Genomic DNA, 20,898 nt, shown 5'->3' on the forward strand with positions numbered 1-20,898 from the left:
AGAGCACGACAGCGGGCTCACCGTCTCCGGTGCCCGGCCCGCCCGGCGGCGGGGCTAGGCTGCCGTGTCGTGGTGGAGACGCGTCTCGATACGGCTCGGATACGGGCGGCTCGCCGGGTCATTGATCCGGTGTTTCTCGACACGCCGCTGTACCGGTGCGAGGCGTTGGGGGCCGAGCTCGGGTGCGCGGTGAGCGTCAAGCTCGAAACGGCGAATCCGGTGCGTAGCTTCAAGGGTCGCGGGACCGAGCTCGTCGCGAGCGGGCTCGCCGAGCACGGCCCGCGAGCCGCGGTGTGTGCCAGTGCGGGCAACCTTGGTCAGGCCCTGGCCTGGTCAGGGCGCGGTCGGGGGATCGACGTCACCGTCGTGGCGTCCCGTTTCGCGTCAGCGACCAAGCTGGAGCGCATCCGCGCGTTGGGCGCCAGGTTGGAGCTGGTGGACGGCGACTTCGACATGGCCCGCGAGCGGGCGGTGGCCATCGCCCGGCACGACGGCATCCGGCTGGTCGAGGACAGCCTGGACCTCGAGACCTGCGAGGGCGCGGCGACCATCGGCCTGGAACTGGTGGACGGCGTGGACGGCGCGCCGGCGTTCGACGCCGTGCTGATCGCCCTCGGCGGCGGGGCGATGGCCACGGGCGTGGGGCATGTGGTGAAGGAGCTGGCGCCGCATGCCGAGGTGCTGTGCGTCCAGCCGTTGGGCGCACCGGCGATGACGCGCTCCTGGCACGAACGGCGCGTCGTCACCACCGAGTCGACCGACACCATCGCGGACGGCGTCGCCGGCCGGTGTCCCATCCCGGAGGTCCTGGACGACCTGCTGCTGGTCGCCGACGACGCCGTTCTGGTCCGGGAGGAGTCGATCACCGCCGGCATGCGGATGCTGCTCGACCATGCCGGCCTCGTGGTCGAACCGTCGGCCGCGCTCGGGGTCGCGGCGATCCTGGAGGACCGCGACCGCTTCGCCGGCCGACACGTGGTCACCATCGTCTGCGGCAGCAACGTCGACGTGGCCGCCTACCACCGCTGGGTGGGCGCGGCTTACCGTCGCGGCTCGTAGCGCATCGCCACGGCCCCCGAGCCGAACTCCTCCCGACTCACGAGCTTCAGGTCGACATGCCGCGACAGCCCCGCGAACAACGTCGGCCCGTGGCCCGCGAGCCTGGGATGCACCACGAACTCGTACTCGTCGATCAGCCCCAGCTCCGTCAACGCCAGCGGGAGCCGCACGCCTCCCACGAAGATCCCCTCGCCCGGCTCCCGCTTGAGCTGCTGAACCGCCGCACCCAGATCCCCGCGCACGAGCTCCGCGTTCCAGTCGACGCGCTCCAGGGTGCTCGACACGACGTACTTCCGCGCCGCGTTGATCGTCCGGGCGAAGGGCTCGGTCCAGTCGGGCCTGGTCCCCGCCGGCACCTCCGGCCGCCACGCCGATTCCATCATCTCGTAGGTCACCCGGCCGAAGAGAAGGGCGTCGGCCCGGCCGAGGTTCTCGACCGCGTGACGGTGCAGCTCCTCGTCCGCGGGGATGGCCTGGTGATCGCAGCAGCCGTCCAGGGTGACGTTGATGGAGTACCGGAGGGGTCGCATGGCGGGAGAGTATCGCCGAGGGGGGAGGCCGGCGGCGTGTCGCTCGTGTCCGGGGCGGGTCCGTCGACGATCAGCCCTCGACGACGCCGGACTTCGCGATCACGATCTTGGCCTTCGTGGCGCCGTTGCGCGAGCCCAGGGACTCGATCCGCTTCACGAGGTCCATGCCCTCCACCACCTCGCCGAAGACGACGTGCTTGTTGTCCAACCAGTCGGTGACGATGGTGGTGATGAAGAACTGCGAGCCGTTCGTGTTCCGCCCCGCGTTGGCCATGGACAGCTGGCCCGGCTTGGTGTGCTTGATCTTGAAGTTCTCGTCGGCGAACTTCTCGCCGTAGATGCTCCGGCCGCCGGTGCCGTCGCCCGCGGTGAAGTCGCCGCCCTGGAGCATAAAGTCCGGGATGACACGGTGGAAGCCGGACCCCTCGTATCCGTAGCCGTGCTCGCCCGTGGCGAGCTCACGGAAGTTCCTCGCGGTCTTGGGGACCACGTCGTCGAACAGCGTGAACACGATCCGTCCGGCGGGCTCGTCGTTGATGGTGATGTCGAAGAAAACGTTGTTACCCATGATCCGATGATCGCATCCCCCATTGCGGCGCGTCCGGGCGGCGGCCGGGCCGCGAGGTTAGGCTGCGCCTCATGGCCAACGGGGATATGCGGGACGGACGCTGCGGCGTGTGCGGCCGCGACGAGGTGTACCAGGGCGAGTACACGGCACAGGGCGGGCTCCGCCAGCGGGGCGCCATGTTCGCGAAGACGACCGTGTTCGATGCCTTCGTCTGCGGGGCGTGCGGGCACACGCAGCTGCATCTGCAGGTGGGCTCGTCGGTGTTGTCGCACGTCCAACGCAAGTTCGAAAGGGTGCCACCGCGGCAGGGCATGGGCCAGTAGGAGCCGGTGGAGCCGGCGCGGCGCCGGGTCGTTCGGCGCCCCGGGACCCGTTCTCAGGGATGCGGCGTGCGGTGGTCGGCGAGCATGGTGACGAACGTCGCGATGCGGCGGGTTCGGGTTTCGGGGCGTTTGGCCTCCTGGACGCGGTGCAGGATCGCGTAGCGGTTGCGGCCGTTCAGGGTGGCGAAGAAGGCCTCGGCGCGCGGGTTGGCCGCCAGGGCGGCGCGGAGGTCGTCGGGGACCTCGGCCGTGCGCGGGCTGTCGTACGCCGCCTCCCAGCGGCCGTCCGCCCGGGCCCGCTCCACCTCGGCGAGGCCGGCCGGGCGCATCAGGCCGCGCTCGATGAGATCCTCGGCCTTCTGCCGGTTTATCCGCGACCAGCGGCTGCGCGGGCGGCGCGGCGTGAAGCGCTGCAGCCAGTACCGGTCGTCGAGGCGCCGGCTCTGGCCGTCGATCCAGCCGAAGCACAGCGCGGTCTCCACCGCCTCGGCGTAGCCGACGCTGGTCAGCCCCGAGTCCTTCTTCGCGATCCGCAGCCAGGCGCCGGACGGGTCGGCGTGGTGGTCCTCCAGCCACGCGGCCCAGGCGTCCTGGTCCGCCAGGTCGAGCTCCGGATCGTCGGGTCCTGGTCGCGCACTCGCCATGCGCCCATCCAACGACGGACCGCGTCCCGGGTCAACGCGCGGGCCCGCGACGCCACCGCCGCAACGTCTGGTGGCCGAGCGGCGTCCATGATCCCGTAAGGACTCGCGAACCCCGGGGGGACACGTGACGCGTTGGGCCTTGGTCGTCAAGCAGCTGGAGGGCTCGGGGGAGTCCCTGCACTGGAACGCGCAGCTGATCGGCGAGGTGACCGGGACACGGGAGGAGGCACTCGCGGTGCTCCGGCAGCATGCGCAGACCTTCGAGACGCGCCACCCGTGGGAGCTGCACCGGCGGGTGCTGTGCCGGGACGGTGACGACGGATTCTTCGTCATGAACCGGGGGCGAACACGCGACTTCCCGTGCGAGTTCCGGGTGTACGAGGTCCTCTGGGACTCGGCTCCTCCGATGCCCGGCCTAGCCCCTGGCGGTCCTGGCGGGCCTGGTTTCGGATGACCGTGGGAGGACCGCGCCGTCTCGCGCGCCGGCCGTCCGGCCGGCGCGCGGGCACGCGGGCGTCACTCCAGGGGGCCGCTGCGGCCCATCAGGGTGAGGAACGTGCTGGGGTGGGCCTCGTAGCCGTGGATGTAGGGGCGGAACAGCCACTCGCCCGCCTCGTCGCGGAGGAACTCCGCGACCGTGGCGGACGGGAAGCCGGCGACGCCCGCGAGGTTGTCCTCGGCCAGCTCGTCGTAGCCCTCGGCGATCTTGACCAGCGTGTTCGGCACCTCGCCGAGGCTCTTCGGCCCGCTGCGCTGCTGGACCGTGACGCCGACGACCACCCGCCCGTAGCGCGGGTCGAGCCGCTCCAGCTCGAAGACCATGGCCTCGTCGAAGCCGTACCCCTGGCCGGTGGTGCTGTCCCGGCTCAGCGTGATGGTGCCGTCGGGGGACCGGCTGTCGTGGTGCACCAGGTACGCCGGCTCGCCGAGCGGCTCCTCGGTGTGGAACACGGCGGCGACGAGGTCCAGATCATGGTCGGGCGCCCCCATCGGGCTGGGGTCCCACTTCAGCTTGATGTCGACCTTTCCGAGCCCCTTGCTGGCACCGCTCACCGCGAGTCCTCCCGTTTCCCCACGCACAACGCGCGGTTGCTCACCGTCAGTTGTCCATGGTGCCACGTTCGAGGAGGGGAGACAGGGACTGTTCCAACACGGGGGCGACGGCTTCCGCGTACGCCTCGCTCAGATGGCTCCTGTCACGGTAGACCGCGGTGTCCCCGACGACCACCGGACAGGAGCCGTCCGCGGCGCACAGCCAGGGGGCCGGGTCGACGACCGTGACGCCCACCTCCTGGGCGGCGGCGCGCGCCAGCCCTCGCTGGTGCTGGTCGCGGAACGCCTGGGGCAGGCCGTGCGCGCAGTGGTCCAGCTCCAGCGGAGCGGAGGCGGCGCATTCGACGGCGTCCTGCCGGGGCCACGGGGTGTCGAGGAGGAGCGCGGCCTCGGCGCCGGTGGCGCGTATTCGCTCGAACGTGTCGCGGTAGCCGTCGGTCACCTGCCGGTCGGGGTCGGGTGTGGGATGGATCGGCCTGCCCGCCTCCGAGGACGCGGCGACGACCAGCGCGGGGTCGAGGTCGGCGATCGCGTCGAGCGCGTTGTCCCGCCAGGCGTCGCATGCCTCGTACGGTTCGCCGTTCTTGAGGGTGGTCATGGCGGGGATCTTGCAGGACGCCTTGGTCATGGACACGAGCTTCCAGCCGTTGGCGCGGGCGAGCCGGTCGAGTGCCGGGAACCACTGCGCCGCGTGCGAGTCGCCGAAGAGCACCACGACGGTGTCCGAGGTGGGATCGCCGTAGACGCAGGGCGTCGCGGGGCGGGTGACGTCGTAGCCGACGTGGCAGTCGTCCCGGTAGACGGCGGAGCGGCCGTCCTTGATGTCCGGCAGCGGCGGCGCGAGGTTGCTCGGCAGCAGGGCGGGGGCCTCCGCCAGTAACTCCGTGAGCCGCGCCGCCGGGTCGGGCGAGGCCGCGAGGGCCGGGCCCAGCCTGGGGGCGGGCTCGCCGGACGGGATCGGCGGCGGGCAGACGACCGCCGTCAGCGTCAGCGCCGCGGCCCCCGCGGACAGGCCGAGGCCGAGGCCCAGGGCCCGGCCCGGGCGGCCCCGGAACGCCGCGTGGAACCGCACGGGGTTCTCGACCAGGTGCAGCGTCGCCCAGGCCAGCAGCAGCGCCAGCGCGCTGAGCGCGAGCGCGAGGCGCACCGAGGCGGGCCGGTCCAGCGCGCTCGGGCCCAGCATCAGGAGCGGCCAGTGCCACAGGTACCAGCCGTAGGACAGCCCGCCCAGCCAGATGAGCGGGCCCGAGCCGAGCAGCCGCCCGGCGCCGAGCCGGCCGAGCCGGGCGGTGGCGGCGCAGCCGCCGGCCAGCACCAGGACGGCGCCCAGCACCGGCAGCAGCGCGTGGTGCCCGGGAAACGGCGTCGCGTCGTCGTACCGGACCGCGGCGATCACGATGGCCGCGAGGCCGGTCCAGGTCATCGTCGCCGCGACCGCCGCCGGGAGACGGGTCAGCCGGGCGGCGCACAGCGCCAGCAACGCGCCCGCGCCGAGCTCCCAGGCGCGGGTGTGCGAGCCGAAGTACGCCCAGGAGGCCGAGTCCTCGGTGGTCAGCACGCTGGCCGCGAACGACACCAGGCTCAGCAGGCACACCAGCAGCACGGGACCCGCCAACGCCGCCGACGTCGTTCGCCCTGTCCGTCCCGTCAGCCCGGGGCGGCGCGCCAGCCTCACGCCGACCACGATCAGCAGCGGCCACAGCAGGTAGAACTGCTCCTCGACGGCGAGCGACCAGAAGTGCTGGAACGGCGACGGCGGGGTGCCCTCGGAGAGGTAGTCCGTGTCGGCGTTCGCCAGCCGGAGGTTGATCACGTAGGTGAGGCTGGCGAGCGCGTCGTCCGCGTGGTCCCGGAAGCGGATCGGGGACAGGAAGAGCCACGCGCCGCCGAGCGTGGCGAGGGCGACGAGCGTCGAGGCGGGCAACAGGCGCAGCGCGCGGCGGGCGTAGAAGCGCCGGACGGAGATGCCGCCGGTGGTGGCGACCTCGCGCATCAGGAGCGTGGTGATGAGGAAGCCGGAGATCACGAAGAAGACGTCGACGCCGACGTAGCCGCCGCCGAGCCGGCTCACCCCCGCGTGGGAGAGCACGACGAGCAGCACCGCCACGGCGCGCAGCCCCTGGATGTCCGGCCGCCAGGCGGGCGCCTCGGCCACGTGTCCCGGGCGTCGCGGCAGGGGGGCCGCGCGCACCTCGGCGGCCTGGAGGGTCACCATGACGGACCCGCCGCGCCCACCGCCGCCGTTGCCCCGTTCACCGTCATCGTCCCCACCCCTTCGGCCGCCGCGCCACGTCGGTTGACGTGGCGTTCACGACGGGGACGGCCAGGACGCGCGGCGCCTATGTCACGGGTGGCGCGGCTGTGGTGGGGATCACTCGGGCGGCGACAGGGTTCCCAGGAAGCGGTGGCTCCCGTCGATCTGTGGGTCGGTCTCCATGTCCTCCGCCGTGATCGGGGCGAGGGAGTCCTCAGGCGTCGCCGGGACCAACTCCACCCGCAGGTCCTCGGGCCGCCCGGTCAGCACGAATCCCTCTCCGTCCTCGACCTCCTCGGCCAGCGTCGGCAGCCTGTCGAGGACGACGTAGTACACGCCCCACCCGGCCGAGGCGGGCGTCGTCAGCAGGGTCGCCTCGGTGACGTCGTCGTCCCACGTGACGAGGACCTGCCGCGGGGGCAGCCCGGACTCCGTCACCCAGGTTCCGCTGATGATGGTGGCGTTCGACGTGACGGTCAGGAAGCCTCTGAGGCCGGGGCCCGCAACGGTGCCCACGGTGCCCGAGTCCGCCCCCTCGTCGGCCCACAGCTGGACGGCTTCGTCGAAGTCCTCGGTGCGGCACAGGAGATAGCCCTCGTCCCCGCTGAGCGGAGGGTCCGCCGACCGCAGGGCGAGCGACCACGGGAGACCGTGGCCGATATCGATCCGCTCGAGCGGTTCCACCATGTGTGGCCCGTCGTCGGCCGTGTCGCCGCCCGCCTCCATATTCACCGACCCCTGGGCGCCACCGTCTGGCAGCAGGTCGGAGAAGTCCGCGACGGTCAGTGGCAGGGACACGGCGACGACGCACGCCGTGGTGACGGCGAGGTGGCGTCGTCGGCGAAGCCGGCGTCCCTCGCGCATCACCTCCGCGACCGGGGGCTGCCCCGTCGGGAGGTCGTCGGCCTCCCGGCGGAGCCTCTCCCAGGCCTCGTCGGCCTGGGAGGTGCCCCCCTTGCCGAGCTCGCGCCCGGCGACCGTCGCCGGGTCGCTCTCGTCCCTCATCGACCGTCACCTCTTCCGCATGCCTGGGGGATGAAGTCTCGCAAGGCGCCGTCGGCACGTAACCTGGCCAGTGCCCGGGCCGCGTGGCTGCGCACCGTCCCGACGCCGATGCCCAGCAGCTCCGCCACCTGGCCCTCGCTGCGGTCCTCCACGTAGCGCAGCACGACCACGGCTCGCTGCCGGGCCGGGAGGCGGTCGAGCGCTTCGAGGAGCGCGCGGCGCGCCACGAGTTCGTCGCTGCGGTCGGCGGTGGGCCGTTCGGGCAGGCGGCTGGTGAGCCACTCGCGGAGTTTGAGCCTGCGCAACCGGTCGACGTTGACGTTGATCATGATGCGCCAGACGTACGCGGCCGGATCGTCCGCGCGACACACCCGCGACCACCGGCTGAACGCCCGCGCCAACGCGGCCTGCACCAGGTCCTCCGCGTCGTCCCGGTTGCCGGTGAGGAGGTACGCGGTGCGCAGCAGCGCGGGCCAGCGCGCCACCATGAAAGCCTGAAAGTCGTCTTCCACGCTCACCCGTCTCAGCCTCGTCGACACGAGGGTCGTTCCGTCAACTCACCCCTTCGGACGGCCGGGACACCGGTGTTCTATGTCATGCGGGAGGAACTTTTTTCCTCGCGTCCGGCCGCCTCCCGGTCGCCGCCCGGGACGCCCTGATGTGGGCGGCCGGCCGCCTGGGCCCCACCACCGTCCTCCGCCAGGCCGACCCGGTCTTCACCTGGCACCCGCCCACGGTCAGGTAGCCACCCAGCGGGCCCCGCACGCCGCGGCCTGGACCGTCGCCAACCCGCGCGCTCCGGGCCGTCCCCGCGCCGCGGACTCCCCGGCCCGCGCCACCCTGCCCGTACGGCCCGGCCCAGGCCGGCTCGGGCTACGGACTCCCGGGCCCATGGCGTCGGACTCGGGCCGCGTCCGGATCAAGTCGAGCCGCGGATGTCCCGGCCAAGGGGTCCTCGGGCCCACCGGGGGCCCCGGCCTGCTGAGCGGGTGGGCGTACGGCGCACGGCGGGACCGGAAGGGATCTAGCCCGCGCGGCGGCGGGAAGCCGCGGTGCGGGCCAGGCGGGCCGCCGTGGTGGCCAGCGCGGGAAGCGCCAGCGCGGCGCCGAGGGGGAGGAGCGCGCGGCGGCTCGGCGGGGACGGGCGGTCCGCCTCGGGCGGCCGGCCGCGTACGCCGGCCGCCAGCACCTCGGCGAGGTGCAGCGGCAAGCGCCCCGCACCGGACTGTTCCACCTGGGTGCGGCGGCTGAAGCCGTCGGCCAGCACCATCGTGTCCGGGTCCGCCGCGCGGACGGCGGGCAGCAGCCCCTCCTCCGCGCACGCCATGGACACGTCGTAGTGGCCGCGCTCGAAGCCGAAGTTGCCGGCCAGCCCGCAGCAGCCCGCGTCGAGGACCTCGGCCGCCACGCCGGCCCGGCGGAGCAGCGCGTGGTCGGCGTCGAAGCCCATCACCGCGTACTGGTGGCAGTGCCGCTGCACCAGCGCCCGCGCGTGCACGGCTGGGGGGTCCCAGTCGCCGGCGCGTTCCGCGAGGAGTTCGGCCAGCGTCCTGGTCTGGTCGCGCAGCCGCGCCACGTCCGGATCGCCGGGCAGCAGCTCCGGCGCGTCGGCGCGGAACACCGCCGTGCAGCTCGGTTCGAGGCCGACGATCGGCGTGCCCTCCCGCAGCTCGCCCCGCAGCGTCGCGACCGTGCGGCCGAGCAGCCGCCGGGCGACGCCGAGTTGTCCGGTGGAGATCCAGGTCAGCCCGCAGCACACCGCCCGTTCCGGCACCCGGACCCGGAAGCCGGCCGCCTCCAGCACCTCCACGGCGGCCCGGCCGATCGCCGGGTGGAAGTGGTTGGTGAACGTGTCGGGCCACAGCACCACGGAGCCGCGCCGCCCGTCGCCGCGCGGGCCGCCCCGTGCCCGCCACCAGGCGGTGAAGCGCTGTTCGGCGAAAAGCGGCAGGTCCCGTTCGGGCGCGATGCCGCCGGCCGCCTTCGCGGCCCGCGCCAACCAGTCCACGCCGGCCAGCGCGTTGACGGTGCGCGGCGCCCGGGCCGCCAGCCGCGCCACGGCGGGCAGCCAGCCCATCGAGTAGTGCGCGGCGGGGCGCGGCCGGTTCCGGTAGTGGTGGTGCAGGAACTCCGCCTTGTACGTCGCCATGTCGACATTGACCGGGCAGTCGGTCCGGCAGCCCTTGCAGGCCAGGCACAGGTCGAGCGCGTCGCGCACCTCGGTGGCGCGCCAGTCGGCCGGCACCGGGGAGTCGTTGCGCACCATCTCGAACAGCAGCCGGGCCCGGCCGCGGGTGGAGTGCTCCTCCTCGCGGGTGACCCGGTAGCTCGGGCACATCACGCCGCCCTCCAGCGAGCGGCACTTGCCCACGCCGACGCAGCGGGCCGCGGCCCGGCTGAACCGGCCCTCGTCGTGCGGGTAGCCGAAGGCGGTCTCCGGCTCCCACGGCCGGTAGTCGGCGCCCAGTCTCAGGTCGCCGTCGAGCGGGTTGGGGGCGACGATCTTGCCGGGGTTCATCCGGTTGTCCGGGTCGAAGACGGCCTTCAACCGGCCGAAGATCTCGACCAGTTCCGCGCCGAACATGCGGGTCAGCAGCTCGCCCCGCGCCTGGCCGTCGCCGTGTTCGCCGGAGAACGACCCGCCGTGCCGTACCACCAGGTCGGCCGCGCTCTCCACGAAGGCCCGCATCCGCGCCACCCCGGCCGCCGACTCCAGGTCGAACGGGATCCGGGTGTGCACGCAGCCGTGGCCGAAATGCCCGTACACGGACGGCTGCCCGTAGCCGAACTCCTGGCACAGCGAGCGCAGTTCGCGCAGGTACGTGCCGAGCCGGTCGACCCGGACAGCGGTGTCCTCCCAGCCCTCCCAGGTGTCCGGCTGCCCCGGCACGTGCGCCGTGGCGCCCAGACCCGACTCGCGCACCCGCCACAGCTGCGCCATGTGCTCGGCGTCGTCGTACCACGTGTGGCCCACGTCGTCCGGCTTGCTGGCGATCACCTCGCGGACCCGGTCCGCCACCTCGTCCCGGCTGTCGCCGCCGAACTGCAGCATCAGGAACGCCTCGCCCTCCGGCAGTTCGCGCAGCGCGTCCGCGTTGAGGTGCTTGGCCCGCTCGAACCGGATCAGCTGGTGGTCCACGCCCTCCAGGGCCTGGGGCTCGTGCCGGAGCAGGTCGGGCACGTGGTCGGCGGCCACCATGATGTCGGGGTAGCCGAGCACCAGCAGCGACGTGTGCGCCGGCACCGGCACCAGCGCGAGCTCCGCGCGCAGCACCGTGACCAGCGTCGACTCCGAGCCGGTGAGCAGCCCGGCGACGTCGAAACCGTGCTCGGGCAGCAGCGAGTCCAGGTTGTAGCCGGACACCCGGCGCGGGATGTCCGGGTAGCGCTCGCGCACCAGGTCGCCGGACCAGTCGCGCAACGCCACCAGGGAGCGGTAGATCTCGCCCTCCCGGCCCGGGGTGGCGATCCGGCGGGCCAACTCCTCCTCGCCGGTGCGGCCGACCCAGGTGCGCAGCCCGTCGTAGGTCAGCACCTCCAGGCCGTGCAGGTTGTCGACGACCTTGCCGTACGCCTGGGCGGTGGAGCCGCAGGAGTTGTTGCCGATCATGCCGCCGAGCGTGCAGTTCGGATGCGTCGAGGGGCGCGGCCCGTACATCAGGCCGTGCGGGGCCAGCCGCCGGTTCAGGTCGTCCAGCACGATGCCCGGCTCGACCACGCACCGGCGGCGGTCGGGGTCCACGGACAGCAGCCGGTGGCAGTACTTGCTCCAGTCGAGCACCACGGCGACGTTGCAGCACTGGCCGGCCAGGCTGGTGCCGCCGCCGCGCGACAGCAGCGGCGCCCGGTGCTCCCGGCAGACCGCCACCGCCTCCTCGGCCGCCTCGACGGTGCGCGGCAGCACCACGCCGAGTGGCACCTGCCGGTAGTTGGAACCGTCGGTCGCGTACGTCGCGCGCGAGCCCGCGTCGAAGCGGACCTCACCGTCCACCCGGGATCGCAGCGCCCGTTCCAGGGCCACCAGATCGACCTCGGGCCCCGGCTCCGCGGCCGACCGACGAACGACGGGCAGAGGCAGATCGACGGGATCCATGACGTCCCCTTCGGGCCGGTTCCTGCCAGGAGAATAGGGGAGCGACGTCGCCCCCGCGCGGTGAGCGGTGACGGGCCGACGGAAGCCTGCGGGTAGCATCGTGAGTCCTACCCGGGTAGGATCGTAGGTGTGAAGATCAGTGTGAGCCTGCCCCGTGAGGACATCGCCTTTGTCGACGCGTACGCTGCCCGCACCGATACGGAATCCCGATCCGCGGTGATACACGCCGCGATCGAGTCGCTGCGTGCCGCCGAGTTGGAGGCGGAGTACGCGGAGGCGTTCGAGGAGTGGGACAGCAGCGAGGACGCCGCGCTCTGGGACGCGACGACGGCGGACGGGCTCGACGATGCGCAGAGGTGACATCTACCTGGTCGACCTCGAGCCGGCGCGGGGCAGCGAGGCGAACAAGACCCGTCCAGCCGTCATCGTCTCCAACGACGCGGCCAACCGCGCCGCGGAGCGCACTGGCAGGGGCGTGATCACGGTCGTCCCACTGACCTCCAACGCCTCTCGGGTGCGTGCCTTCCAGGTGTTCCTGGCAGCCGACGAATGCGACCTCGCCAAGGACTCCAAGGCACAGTGCGAGCAGGTCCGCGCCATCACCCCGGAACGGGTGCGCCATCGTGTCGGTGGGGTGCCCCGGCAGCGGATGGTGGAGGTCGACTCGGCACTGCGGCGTCACCTGGCGCTGTAGCCGATGGGCGACAGCCCGGCTCACCGACCCATGACCAGGCCGTCCTCGGCCGCGTCGCGGGAGAGGACCGCGTCGCTGATGGTCTTCAGGGTCGCGGCGTGGTCGGCGCGGGCCGGGTCCCGCTCCACCGCGCGCGGCAGGTTCACCACGGCGATCGGGTCGTTGTCCACCACGAACGGTATGTACTCCGCCCGCTCCACCCGCCACGGCTCGCCCTCGGCCGCCGGCGGGGCGAACGTGAAACGGGCCGCCGAGCTCATCTGGCCGCGCGGGTCGTTCATCACCCCGGCCAGCTGGTCGCCCATCCCGTAGACCACCCAGGTGCCGTTGACCTTCTCGTACGCCTGCGGCACGTGCGCGTGGGTGCCGATGATCAGGTCGATGTCGCGCCGCCCGTCGGAGGCCGAGGCGGTGAGCTCCTCGGCCAGCGAGAGCTGCAGCTCGTCCGGCGCCTCCTGGTACTCGGTGCCCCAGTGCAGGCTGACCACCACCACGTCGGCGCCGGCCCGACGGGCCGCGCGGGCGTCGGCGACGATCCGCTCCGGGTCGATGAGGTTGACCAGCCAGGGCTGGCCGTCGGGGACCGGTATGCCGTTGGTGCCGTAGGTGTAGGCGAGCTGCGCGACCGTGGCGTCGCCGGCCCGCAGCAGCGTCGGCTCGCCGGCCTCGCCCTCGGTGCGCGCGGATCCGGCGTGTCCGAGCCCGGCCAGCTCCATCGCGTCCAGGGTGCGGGCCACCCCGTCGGGGCCGTCGTCCAGCGTGTGGTTCGAGGCGGTCGAGCACGAGTCGTAGCCGACGTCCCGGACGGCCTCGGCTATCTGCGGCGGCGTCGTGAACAGCGGATATCCGGAGTACGGGCCGCCGTCCGCGCCGTAGACGGTCTCCATGTGGCACAGCGCGAGATCGGCGTCGGCGACCACGTCCCTGGCGCCCGCCAGCATGGTGCCGAACTCGTAGTCGTCCGCGGCGTAGCCCACGGTGCCGGCGTCGGTGGCCGCCTGCCGGATGACCGAGTCGTGTATCAGCAGGTCGCCCGTCGCGACCAGGGTGAACGGCTCGGCGCCGGTCCCGGACAGGGCCTCCGGCTCGGCGACCTCGGCGACCTCGGCGGCCTCGGCGGCGGGCCTCGACTCGCCGTCGGACTCGTCTCCGCACGCGGCGAGCGAGCCCAGCGCGGCGGCGACGGCGCATGCTATCCAGCGGCGCCGGGCGGCTTGGGCACGTCGGACAGGGGACACGATGGTGCTCCATCCTCATATGAGATGAAAAGCGGACATCGTGTCCCTGCACCCGAAACCATGCCGGCTCCCCGCACCACCCCCACGTTTCCCCCCACCGGCCCACCCCGACCACCCGTCGGGCGCACCGCGGCGGCCCGTCGACTGCTCCGATCAGTGGGCTGGTCCGTCAGCGGACGACGTCGATCTGGCAGCGCGCCGCCTTCGCGCGACCCAGTCGTGCGTCCGCCGTCACCAGCGCACAGCCATGCGCCTCGGCCGCCGCGACGTACGCGGCGTCATAGCCGCTGACGTTGGCCCTCAACTCCCACATTCGGGACAGAAGTGCGTCGGTCGGCACCACGCGGACCCCTATGCGCGGGATGCTCTCCACTGCGTAACGCGCCTGCTCCGCTGTGATCCGGCCGCCCAACCAGAGCCCTCGCAGCGTGCTGAGCACCTCAGTCTTCCAGTGCTCGGGCGCCAGCCAGGCCGGGTCGCGGGAGAGGGCGGCGCGTGCTGCCTTGACCCGGGGCTCGGTGGCTGGGTCGGCGAACAGCAGCGCGGCCACCGATGCGTCGACAACGATCACGCGGCGCCACTGCCGCGTCGCCGCTCCGGGTGATCGATCCCGGTGGACCCCATGGGGATGCCGTGGGCCTCGGCTCGCTCGGCACGAACCTCATCCAGCGCCGCCAGCACGTCGTCTGCGGTCACGCTGCTGCCGGATGATCGGGCGTTGAGTTCTCGGATCAGCTCCAGATTGTCGACGAACGACGCCTCCTGCGTGACCAGATCAAGCAGGAAGGCCTGGAGCGACTGGCCGTTGGCTTGGGCGCGGGCGACCAGTTTGTCCCGCACGGGCTCCGGCACGTCACGAATTTGCAGTGCGACCATGCATGCATTTTACATGCCCACCCCGTGGGGCGAGGGCTCACCTCCCCGCCCGAAAAGTTTCCGAGCTCCGACCCTTGACAGCGCGGCCGGCGGCGGGGGAGGGTGCACGGCATGTGTTAACGATAACATGCACGCCAGGTCGAAGGAGCCGCCCGTGTCACGTAGTCGTTTTCCCCTGCCCAGATCCGATATCAGTCGCCGCAGTCTGCTCGCGGCGACCGTGGGTGGAGCGTTGGCCTCGGCGTGCGCGACCGCCTCCAGTCAGCCGCCGGGAAAGGTGGGCCTCACCGGCGACAACGTGAGCTGGGAGGCCCCCATCGCCGAGGCCGGCAAGGCCATGAAGACGGTCAACGGCGTCGAACTGGTGCCCGAGGTGATTCCCTCGCTCGAGTCGTTCGAGCAGATCGTGAAATCCTCGCTGCGCACTAACAAGACGCCCGACATGCTGAAGTACTGGTCGGGCTACCGCCTGCGGGACCTCGCCCGCACCGGCGGCATCGAGGACCTGACCGCCCACTGGGACGACGCCGTGGGCCGGGGCTGGGTCGATCCGTCGCTGCGCAGCATGTTCACCCACGACGACCGGGTCTTCGGGCTGCCGATGAACCTCGCCTACTGGGTCTTCTTCTACAACACCGAGGTCTTCGCCGAGCACGGTCTGGCGGCGCCCACCACCTGGGACGAGTTCCTCGACGCCTGCACCACCCTCAAACGCGCGGGCATCACACCGCTGCACGGCACGGCCGACGGCCGGTGGCCCGCGTTCATCTGGTTCATGGAGGTGCTCAGCCGCCAGGACCCGCAGTTCTACGTCGACCTCATGAACGGCCGCGAGAAGTACACCGATCCACGCACGGAGCGCGCCATGCGCACCATCGTGGAGTTCTTCGACAACGACTGGTTCACCGCCATGGACATGAATCACGCGGACGCCGCCGCGGGCGTGGTGCAGGGCACCGTCGGCATGATGCCCGGCGGCACCTTCTTCACCCCGAACTTCACGGCGGTCGGTGGCGAACCCGGCGGCAACATCGACGCCTTCGTACTGCCCATGGCCGACCCGGAGGCGAGGCCCGCCATGATCATCGAGTGCAGCGCGCTGGTCGCGACGGTCAAGGGCCCCGACAAGAACGAGGCGCTGCAGGCGGTCGGCTCCTGGCTGCACCCCGACGTCTCGGCCGCGTTCACCGGCACCCTCCAGGAGGGCTCCCCCAACCCCACGGTCACCCCGGCCAACCCGATGATCGAGGGCATCGCCCGCACGGTCGACGAGAACGACCTGTGGATGCTCAACCGCTTCTGGGAGTTGGGGCCACCCGAACTGGTCGAGGCCACGGTCGACGACCTGGCCGGCTTCCTGCTCGACCCGGGCTCCTACCGCTCGGTGCTGGCGACCATGCAGGAGCGCGCGGACGACGCGTGGCAGGTCTGGCGGGAGGCGGAGCAGATATGACCGCGACCCCCGCGGCCCCTGCCCGGGCCGCCGCGACTCCCAGACCGCGCCGCCGGGTTCCGGTGCGCACCCCGCACCAGGGCGTGCGGCGCCCCACCGGCGGCGGCGCCGGCGGTCCCCTGTCCGGCGTGCCCTGGGTGCTGCCGGCGCTCGCCCTGGTCGGCGTGCTGCTGCTCTACCCGTTCCTGCGGAGCGTCTACGGCAGCCTCTTCGAGGACAACGGCTTCACCAGCCACTACATCGGCCTCGACAACTACGCCCGGCTGGCCGACGACCCGATCTTCGGCCGGTCGGTGCTCAACACCCTGTTCTGGGTCGCCGGCACGCTGCTGCTGCCGGTGCTGCTCGGCCTGCTGATCGCGGTCGCCACCCAGCGGTTGCGGTTCGGCGGCGTGGCCCAGCTGATCATCGTCCTGCCCTACGCCATCTCCGGCGCGGCCACCGCCGTGCTGTGGAACTTCATGCTGACCTCGGACGGCGCCGTCAACCAGGTGCTGGAGGCCATCGGCCTGGGCGGCCTGACGCACGCCTGGCTGCTGGAATGGCCGCACAACACCATCGCCATGATCGTCGCCAGCACCTGGCAGGCCACCGGGCTGAACGTGGTGCTGTTCGCGATCGGGCTGCGGGCCATCCCGCGGGAGACCATCGAGGCGGCCGAACTGGACGGCGCCTCGGGCTGGACCATGTTCCGCTACATCACGCTGCCCCAGCTGCGGGCGGTGACCGTGGTCGTGGTCGGCATGGCGATCGTCAACAGCCTCAAGGCGTTCGACATGATCTGGATCCTCACCAAGGGCGGGCCCTCCCGGTCCTCCGAGACCCTCGCGCTGACCATGTACCGCGAGACGTTCCGCCTCTTCCACGTCGGCTACGGCTCCGCCATCGCCCTGGTCCTGTCCGTCATCGTCGTGGCCTGCGCCTGGCTGTACCTGCGCCGCCAGATGCCGTCGGCCGACCGCGGCGACTGAGCGCGCGCAGAGAAGGAGAAGAACCATGGGACGCGCTCTGCGCAACGTCTTCGTCATCGGCTGCGTGCTGCTCTGGCTGATCCCCCTGTACCTGCTGGTCGTCAACGCCCTCACCCCCGCCACCGGCTACACCGGCGAACCCGACTGGGTGCCGCAGGACATGGCGCTGTGGGGGAACCTCAAGGAGGCCTGGGACGTGGCCGGCATCGGCGAGAGCTTCCTCAGCTCGCTGCTGTACGCCACCGTCTGCGGCCTGGCCGCGGTGCTGGTCGCCGCGATGGCCGCGTTCGCCGTGGTGGTGCTGCCGCTGCCGAAGCCGGCGGCCTGGTTCTGGCTGATCTACTCCGGCACCGTCTTCCCGCTCCAGATCTTCCTCGCCCCGCTGTTCGGCATGTACGCCGACGCCAACCTCTACGACAGCCGCCTCGGCCTGATGCTCATCTACGCCGCGTGGGCGGTGCCGTTCGCCTTCTTCCTGATCCGCAACCAGATGACCACCATGCCGCCCGAGGTCACCGAGGCGGCGATGCTGGACGGCGCGTCGTTCCGGCGCATCTTCTGGCAGATCCACGTGCCGCTGCTGCGCTCGGGCCTGGGCGCGGCGTTCATCTTCCAGTTCACCGCCGTCTGGAACGACCTGCTGTTCGGCATCACGCTGAGCCGCAGCCCGGAGATCCAGCCGGTGATGGCCGCCCTGACCACCCTGAACAACGCCTACAGCTCGTCCGGGCCGCCGGTGATCCTGGCCGGCGCCATGATCGTCTCGCTGCCCACGCTGATCGTCTTCCTGGTGTTCCGCGGCCTGTTCCTGCGCGGCATCACCGCGAGCGCCCACTGAGCCCCTGACCCCGCCTCACCACCCGCACCATCGCGACGGAGAGATTCCCCATGACCACCCGTGCACTCGTTCGCACCGCAGCCTGGGACAACGACCGGATCCGCGCCAGCCTGCGCGGCTCGGTCGCCTCGGCCGAGGGCACCCTGAACGGCATCACCCTGCGCCTGGCCCAGGAGCCGCTGCTGCGCCGCGCCACGGGCGGTGGCCTGCTGCAGTCGCTGCGCGTCGAGGTCGCCGGACCGGACGGCGCGGCGCTGCCCGAGCGTCTGGAGGTCCGCACCGCCGGGGGCACCGCGCTGCCCGTGGAGCGGCTGGACGGGCCGAACGGCTCGATCCGGCTGCTGGTCCCGGCCGTGGACGAGCCGCAGCAGGTGACCGTCGGCCTGCCCGACACCCCGGGCGCCGGCGGCGTCGACGTCACCCTCACCCCGCAGCGCCAGTGGACCATCCACCTGGTGCACCACTCGCATCTCGACATCGGCTACACCGACCCGCAGGGCACGGTGCTCGCCGAGCACCTGTCGTTCCTCGACTCCTGCCTGGAGCTGACCGGCGTCACCGACTCCTGGCCGGAGGAGTCGCGGTTCCGCTGGTGCGTCGAGTCGCTGTGGTCCTTCCAGCAGTGGGCCGCCGCGCGCCCGGCCGAACAGGTCGAGGAGTTCGTCCGCCGGGTGCGGGAGGGCCGCATCGAGCTGACCGCGATGCCGTTCAACCTGCACTCCGAGACCTGCTCGACGGACGAGCTGCACGAGCTGATGCGGCTCGCCAAGGAGGTCAACGAGCGCTTCGGCCTGCCGTTCACCTCGGCGATGCAGACCGACGTGCCGGGGCACGTCGTCGGCCTGGTCGACGCGCTGTCCACGGCCGGCGTGAAGTACCTGTCCGTCGCCCACAACTGGGCGGGCCGCTCGGTGCCGCACCTGGTCGGCGGCGAGAACCTGCCGCGGCTGTTCCGCTGGCGCGCGCCCAGCGGCAACAGCGTGCTGGTGTGGATGACCGACACCCCGCACGGCCTGGCGTACATGGAGGGGCCGCTGCTCGGCTTCGACACCGACTACGGCAGCGTGGACGACCTGCTCCCCGCCTACCTGACGTCGCTGGCCAGCAACCCCTACCCGTACCCGGGCGGCATCTTCGGCTGGGCCATGGACGCCGAGGACATCGCCCGCGAGCCCTACCCGTGGGACGTCCTGCACCTGCGGGTGCAGGGCAAGTTCGGCGATAACGCGCCGCCCCGCCGGATCATCGCCGACACCGTGCGCCGCTGGAACGAGACCTGGGCCTACCCGCAGCTGCGGCTGTCCCGTAACGAGGACTTCTTCGCCGACGCCGAACAGCGGCTCGGCGACCAGATCCGCACCTTCGAGGGCGACTGGACCGACTGGTGGGTCGACGGCGTCGGCTCCGGCGCGTACCCGCTGTCCCTGGCCCGCACCGCGCAGGGCGTGGTCGCCGACGCGCAGACCATCGGCACCTTCGCCGGGATACTCGGCGCGTCCGGCGCGGCGGACGACAGCCGCGACGCGGCGCCCGTGTACGAGGCGGTGTCGCTGTTCGACGAGCACACCTGGGGCGCCGGCGACCCGTGGACGCACGGCCACGACCACGGCCACTCCGGCGAGGACCAGTGGCACTGGAAGTACGGCCAGGCCAGGCGGGCGCACGACGACGGGCAGTCGCTGCTGCGGCGGGCCACCGCCCGCCTCGGCCAGCGGTTGGCCAGGGGCGACGACGCCGCGGCCAGCTTCCACGTCGTCAACACCTGCTCCTGGACCCGCACCGAGGTCGTGAAGATCTTCCTGCCGGAGTCCAGCGTGCCGCTGGAACAGGCGGTCGCCGTGCACGACGGCCGCACCGGGGCGCGCCTGGAGCACGAGGAGCAGGCGCAGGTCAACGACACGCACCGGGACGCCGGGCGGTTCCTGCTGCTGCGGGTGCCCGACGTGCCGGCGGCCGGCTCGGTCCGTCTCGACGTGCGGCCGCTCGCCGAGACCAGCGAGGTCGCGGAGGAGGACGAGACGGTGCTGAAGACCGCCACGGGCTGGAACCCGACCGGCGGCTCCGACCGGACGGACCCGGCCGAGACCGCGGCGGCGGCCCTGGCCAGGACCGACGCCACCGTGCTGGAGAACGAGTACCTGCGGGTGCGCGTCGACCTGGCGCGGGCCTGCGTCGCGTCCGTCGTGGACAAGGCCACCGGCCGGGAGCTGGTCGGCGCGGACGCCACGGTCGGCTTCAACGGCTACGTGCACGACCGCTACACCACCTCGGGCGGCTTCAACCACAACTCCAGCCGCACCACCGCCTCCGACCGGCTGGAGCACCTCGGCTCCCGCGCGGTGGCGCCGCCGGCCGCGCTGCTGGACCGCCAGTCCACGGCCGTCGCCGAGACGCTGACCTACGAGACGCACCCCGCGGGCGCCAACCGGGTGCGCACCACGCTGCGCCTGCCGCACGGCATCGCCCGCCTGGACATCGAGAACCAGGTCGACAAGGACGCCACCCTGGGCAAGGAGAGCGCGTACTTCTCCTTCCCGTTCGCGTTCACCGAGCCGGTGGTGCGGATGGAGGCCTCGGGCGGCGCGACCGGCAGCGGCCTGCCGGTGGTGCCGGGCTCGGCGCAGCACATGCGGGCGGTGCGCCGCTGGGTGACCCTGGCCGAGGACGACCTGACCGTGGCCTGGTCCACGCAGGACGCGCCGCTGGTGCAGTTCGGCAACATCGCGTTGCCCTACGCGCCGTTCCCGAAGACCCTGGAGGAGGACGAGCCGGCGACGGTCTTCTCCTGGATCCACAACAACCTCTGGGACACCAACTTCCCGAGCCAGCAGGCCTTCGAGTTCGTCTACCGGTACAGCCTGGCCTGCGCGCCGACCGAGGAGGCCGGCGGGCTCGGGGCGCGGACGGCGGCCGCGTACAGCCGGCCGCTGCACGCGGTGCGGGCCCGCGGGGAGGCCGCGGACGGCGCCGACGCGTCGCACGCGCTGGCGTTCGCGGAACTGGGCGACCCCCGGGTCCGGCTGGTCGGCGCCCTCACGGTGCCCCAGGGCGAGGGGGAGGCCGACGCGGTGCTGCTGCGGCTCCAGTCCTTCGCCGAAACCCCCGTCAGCTGCCCGGTCCGGGTGGGCTTCCCGGTCGCGACCGCGCACCGGGCGGACTTCCTCGGCACCCCGGGCGGCCGACTGACCCTGACCGACGACGAGACGAGGGTGGAGATCCCGGCCCTCGGCACCACCGCGGTGCTGCTGAAGCGCGCCTGACCGGCGCGTAGCCCCACATCGCAACGACACCCAAGGAGA

20 protein-coding genes are annotated in these 20,898 nt (G+C 72.4%); 9 read left to right on the top strand and 11 right to left on the bottom strand.

What is annotated here, in order from left to right; all coding sequences use genetic code 11:
- Window positions 1–69 precede the first annotated feature (69 nt).
- On the top strand, window positions 70–1,059 hold the full coding sequence (locus tag ABGB06_RS02490; RefSeq protein WP_347584942.1) for a pyridoxal-phosphate dependent enzyme: 990 nt from the start codon (window positions 70–72) through the stop codon (window positions 1,057–1,059).
- Here the strand turns inward: ABGB06_RS02490 and ABGB06_RS02495 are convergent.
- Window positions 1,041–1,589, bottom strand: coding sequence for a dihydrofolate reductase family protein (locus ABGB06_RS02495; protein ID WP_347584943.1), 549 nt, complete (start codon window positions 1,587–1,589; stop codon window positions 1,041–1,043). The genes ABGB06_RS02490 and ABGB06_RS02495 overlap by 19 nt on opposite strands.
- A 70-nt stretch (window positions 1,590–1,659) precedes the next feature.
- The gene (locus ABGB06_RS02500; protein ID WP_347584944.1) at window positions 1,660–2,157 is read right to left on the bottom strand and encodes a peptidylprolyl isomerase; all 498 of its coding nucleotides are present in this window, start codon (window positions 2,155–2,157) and stop codon (window positions 1,660–1,662) included.
- A 71-nt stretch (window positions 2,158–2,228) separates the two neighbouring features.
- Here ABGB06_RS02500 and ABGB06_RS02505 point away from each other — a divergent pair, with 71 nt between their 5' ends.
- Complete coding sequence (locus ABGB06_RS02505; RefSeq protein ID WP_347584945.1) at window positions 2,229–2,480, top strand: hypothetical protein; 252 nt, start codon at window positions 2,229–2,231, stop codon at window positions 2,478–2,480.
- A gap of 53 nt (window positions 2,481–2,533) precedes the next feature.
- Here the strand turns inward: ABGB06_RS02505 and ABGB06_RS02510 are convergent, their stop codons facing one another.
- Entirely contained in the window at window positions 2,534–3,124 is a 591-nt protein-coding gene (locus ABGB06_RS02510) for a YdeI/OmpD-associated family protein (RefSeq protein ID WP_347584946.1), read from the bottom strand.
- Between the two features lie 124 nt (window positions 3,125–3,248).
- Here ABGB06_RS02510 and ABGB06_RS02515 point away from each other — a divergent pair, with 124 nt between their 5' ends.
- Window positions 3,249–3,578 (top strand): hypothetical protein, encoded by a 330-nt coding sequence (locus ABGB06_RS02515; RefSeq protein ID WP_347584948.1) that lies wholly within the window; start codon window positions 3,249–3,251, stop codon window positions 3,576–3,578.
- Between the two features lie 62 nt (window positions 3,579–3,640).
- On the opposite strand, the gene ABGB06_RS02520 is transcribed toward ABGB06_RS02515, so the two are convergent.
- From ABGB06_RS02520 to ABGB06_RS02540, 5 genes are all read right to left on the bottom strand, one after another.
- A complete protein-coding gene (locus ABGB06_RS02520) occupies window positions 3,641–4,177 on the bottom strand; it encodes a TerD family protein (protein WP_347584949.1) in 537 nt (178 codons plus the stop codon).
- A gap of 46 nt (window positions 4,178–4,223) precedes the next feature.
- Window positions 4,224–6,392 carry an acyltransferase family protein gene (locus ABGB06_RS02525; RefSeq protein WP_347584950.1) on the bottom strand — a complete coding sequence of 723 codons (2,169 nt, stop codon included), beginning with the start codon at window positions 6,390–6,392 and terminating at the stop codon, window positions 4,224–4,226.
- A 156-nt stretch (window positions 6,393–6,548) separates the two neighbouring features.
- Window positions 6,549–7,436 (bottom strand): hypothetical protein, encoded by an 888-nt coding sequence (locus tag ABGB06_RS02530; RefSeq protein WP_347584951.1) that lies wholly within the window; start codon window positions 7,434–7,436, stop codon window positions 6,549–6,551.
- Window positions 7,433–7,954 carry a SigE family RNA polymerase sigma factor gene (locus ABGB06_RS02535; RefSeq protein WP_347584952.1) on the bottom strand — a complete coding sequence of 174 codons (522 nt, stop codon included), beginning with the start codon at window positions 7,952–7,954 and terminating at the stop codon, window positions 7,433–7,435. Before ABGB06_RS02535 ends, ABGB06_RS02530 begins: the two co-directional genes overlap by 4 nt.
- Window positions 7,955–8,460: 506 nt before the next feature.
- On the bottom strand, window positions 8,461–11,529 hold the full coding sequence (locus ABGB06_RS02540; protein ID WP_347584953.1) for an FAD-binding and (Fe-S)-binding domain-containing protein: 3,069 nt from the start codon (window positions 11,527–11,529) through the stop codon (window positions 8,461–8,463).
- A 129-nt stretch (window positions 11,530–11,658) separates the two neighbouring features.
- Between ABGB06_RS02540 and ABGB06_RS02545 the strand changes: the two genes are divergently transcribed.
- Window positions 11,659–11,889 carry an antitoxin gene (locus ABGB06_RS02545; RefSeq protein ID WP_347584954.1) on the top strand — a complete coding sequence of 77 codons (231 nt, stop codon included), beginning with the start codon at window positions 11,659–11,661 and terminating at the stop codon, window positions 11,887–11,889.
- Window positions 11,876–12,223 carry a type II toxin-antitoxin system PemK/MazF family toxin gene (locus ABGB06_RS02550; protein ID WP_347584956.1) on the top strand — a complete coding sequence of 116 codons (348 nt, stop codon included), beginning with the start codon at window positions 11,876–11,878 and terminating at the stop codon, window positions 12,221–12,223. The genes ABGB06_RS02545 and ABGB06_RS02550 overlap by 14 nt, the downstream gene beginning before the upstream one ends.
- A gap of 20 nt (window positions 12,224–12,243) precedes the next feature.
- Here the strand turns inward: ABGB06_RS02550 and ABGB06_RS02555 are convergent, their stop codons facing one another.
- From ABGB06_RS02555 to ABGB06_RS02565, 3 genes are all read right to left on the bottom strand, one after another.
- On the bottom strand, window positions 12,244–13,461 hold the full coding sequence (locus ABGB06_RS02555) for a CapA family protein (RefSeq protein WP_347584957.1): 1,218 nt from the start codon (window positions 13,459–13,461) through the stop codon (window positions 12,244–12,246).
- A gap of 169 nt (window positions 13,462–13,630) precedes the next feature.
- The gene (locus ABGB06_RS02560; protein ID WP_347584958.1) at window positions 13,631–14,032 is read right to left on the bottom strand and encodes a type II toxin-antitoxin system VapC family toxin; all 402 of its coding nucleotides are present in this window, start codon (window positions 14,030–14,032) and stop codon (window positions 13,631–13,633) included.
- Window positions 14,029–14,337: a hypothetical protein gene (locus ABGB06_RS02565; RefSeq protein ID WP_347584959.1), complete on the bottom strand. Its 309-nt coding sequence runs from the start codon at window positions 14,335–14,337 to the stop codon at window positions 14,029–14,031. Before ABGB06_RS02565 ends, ABGB06_RS02560 begins: the two co-directional genes overlap by 4 nt.
- Window positions 14,338–14,491: 154 nt before the next feature.
- On the opposite strand from ABGB06_RS02565, the gene ABGB06_RS02570 reads away from it, so the two are divergent.
- The 4 genes from ABGB06_RS02570 to ABGB06_RS02585 are packed head-to-tail and all read left to right on the top strand — an operon-like array spanning window position 14,492 to window position 20,859.
- Window positions 14,492–15,790 (top strand): extracellular solute-binding protein, encoded by a 1,299-nt coding sequence (locus ABGB06_RS02570; protein ID WP_347584960.1) that lies wholly within the window; start codon window positions 14,492–14,494, stop codon window positions 15,788–15,790.
- The gene (locus tag ABGB06_RS02575; RefSeq protein ID WP_347584961.1) at window positions 15,787–16,761 is read left to right on the top strand and encodes a sugar ABC transporter permease; all 975 of its coding nucleotides are present in this window, start codon (window positions 15,787–15,789) and stop codon (window positions 16,759–16,761) included. Before ABGB06_RS02570 ends, ABGB06_RS02575 begins: the two co-directional genes overlap by 4 nt.
- A 25-nt stretch (window positions 16,762–16,786) precedes the next feature.
- Window positions 16,787–17,599: a carbohydrate ABC transporter permease gene (locus ABGB06_RS02580; protein ID WP_347584963.1), complete on the top strand. Its 813-nt coding sequence runs from the start codon at window positions 16,787–16,789 to the stop codon at window positions 17,597–17,599.
- 50 nt (window positions 17,600–17,649) lie between these two features.
- A complete protein-coding gene (locus ABGB06_RS02585) occupies window positions 17,650–20,859 on the top strand; it encodes an alpha-mannosidase (protein ID WP_347584964.1) in 3,210 nt (1,069 codons plus the stop codon).
- Window positions 20,860–20,898 lie beyond the last annotated feature (39 nt).

The organism is Streptomyces sp. B6B3, assembly GCF_039871525.1.
Lineage (GTDB): Bacteria > Actinomycetota > Actinomycetes > Streptomycetales > Streptomycetaceae > Streptomyces.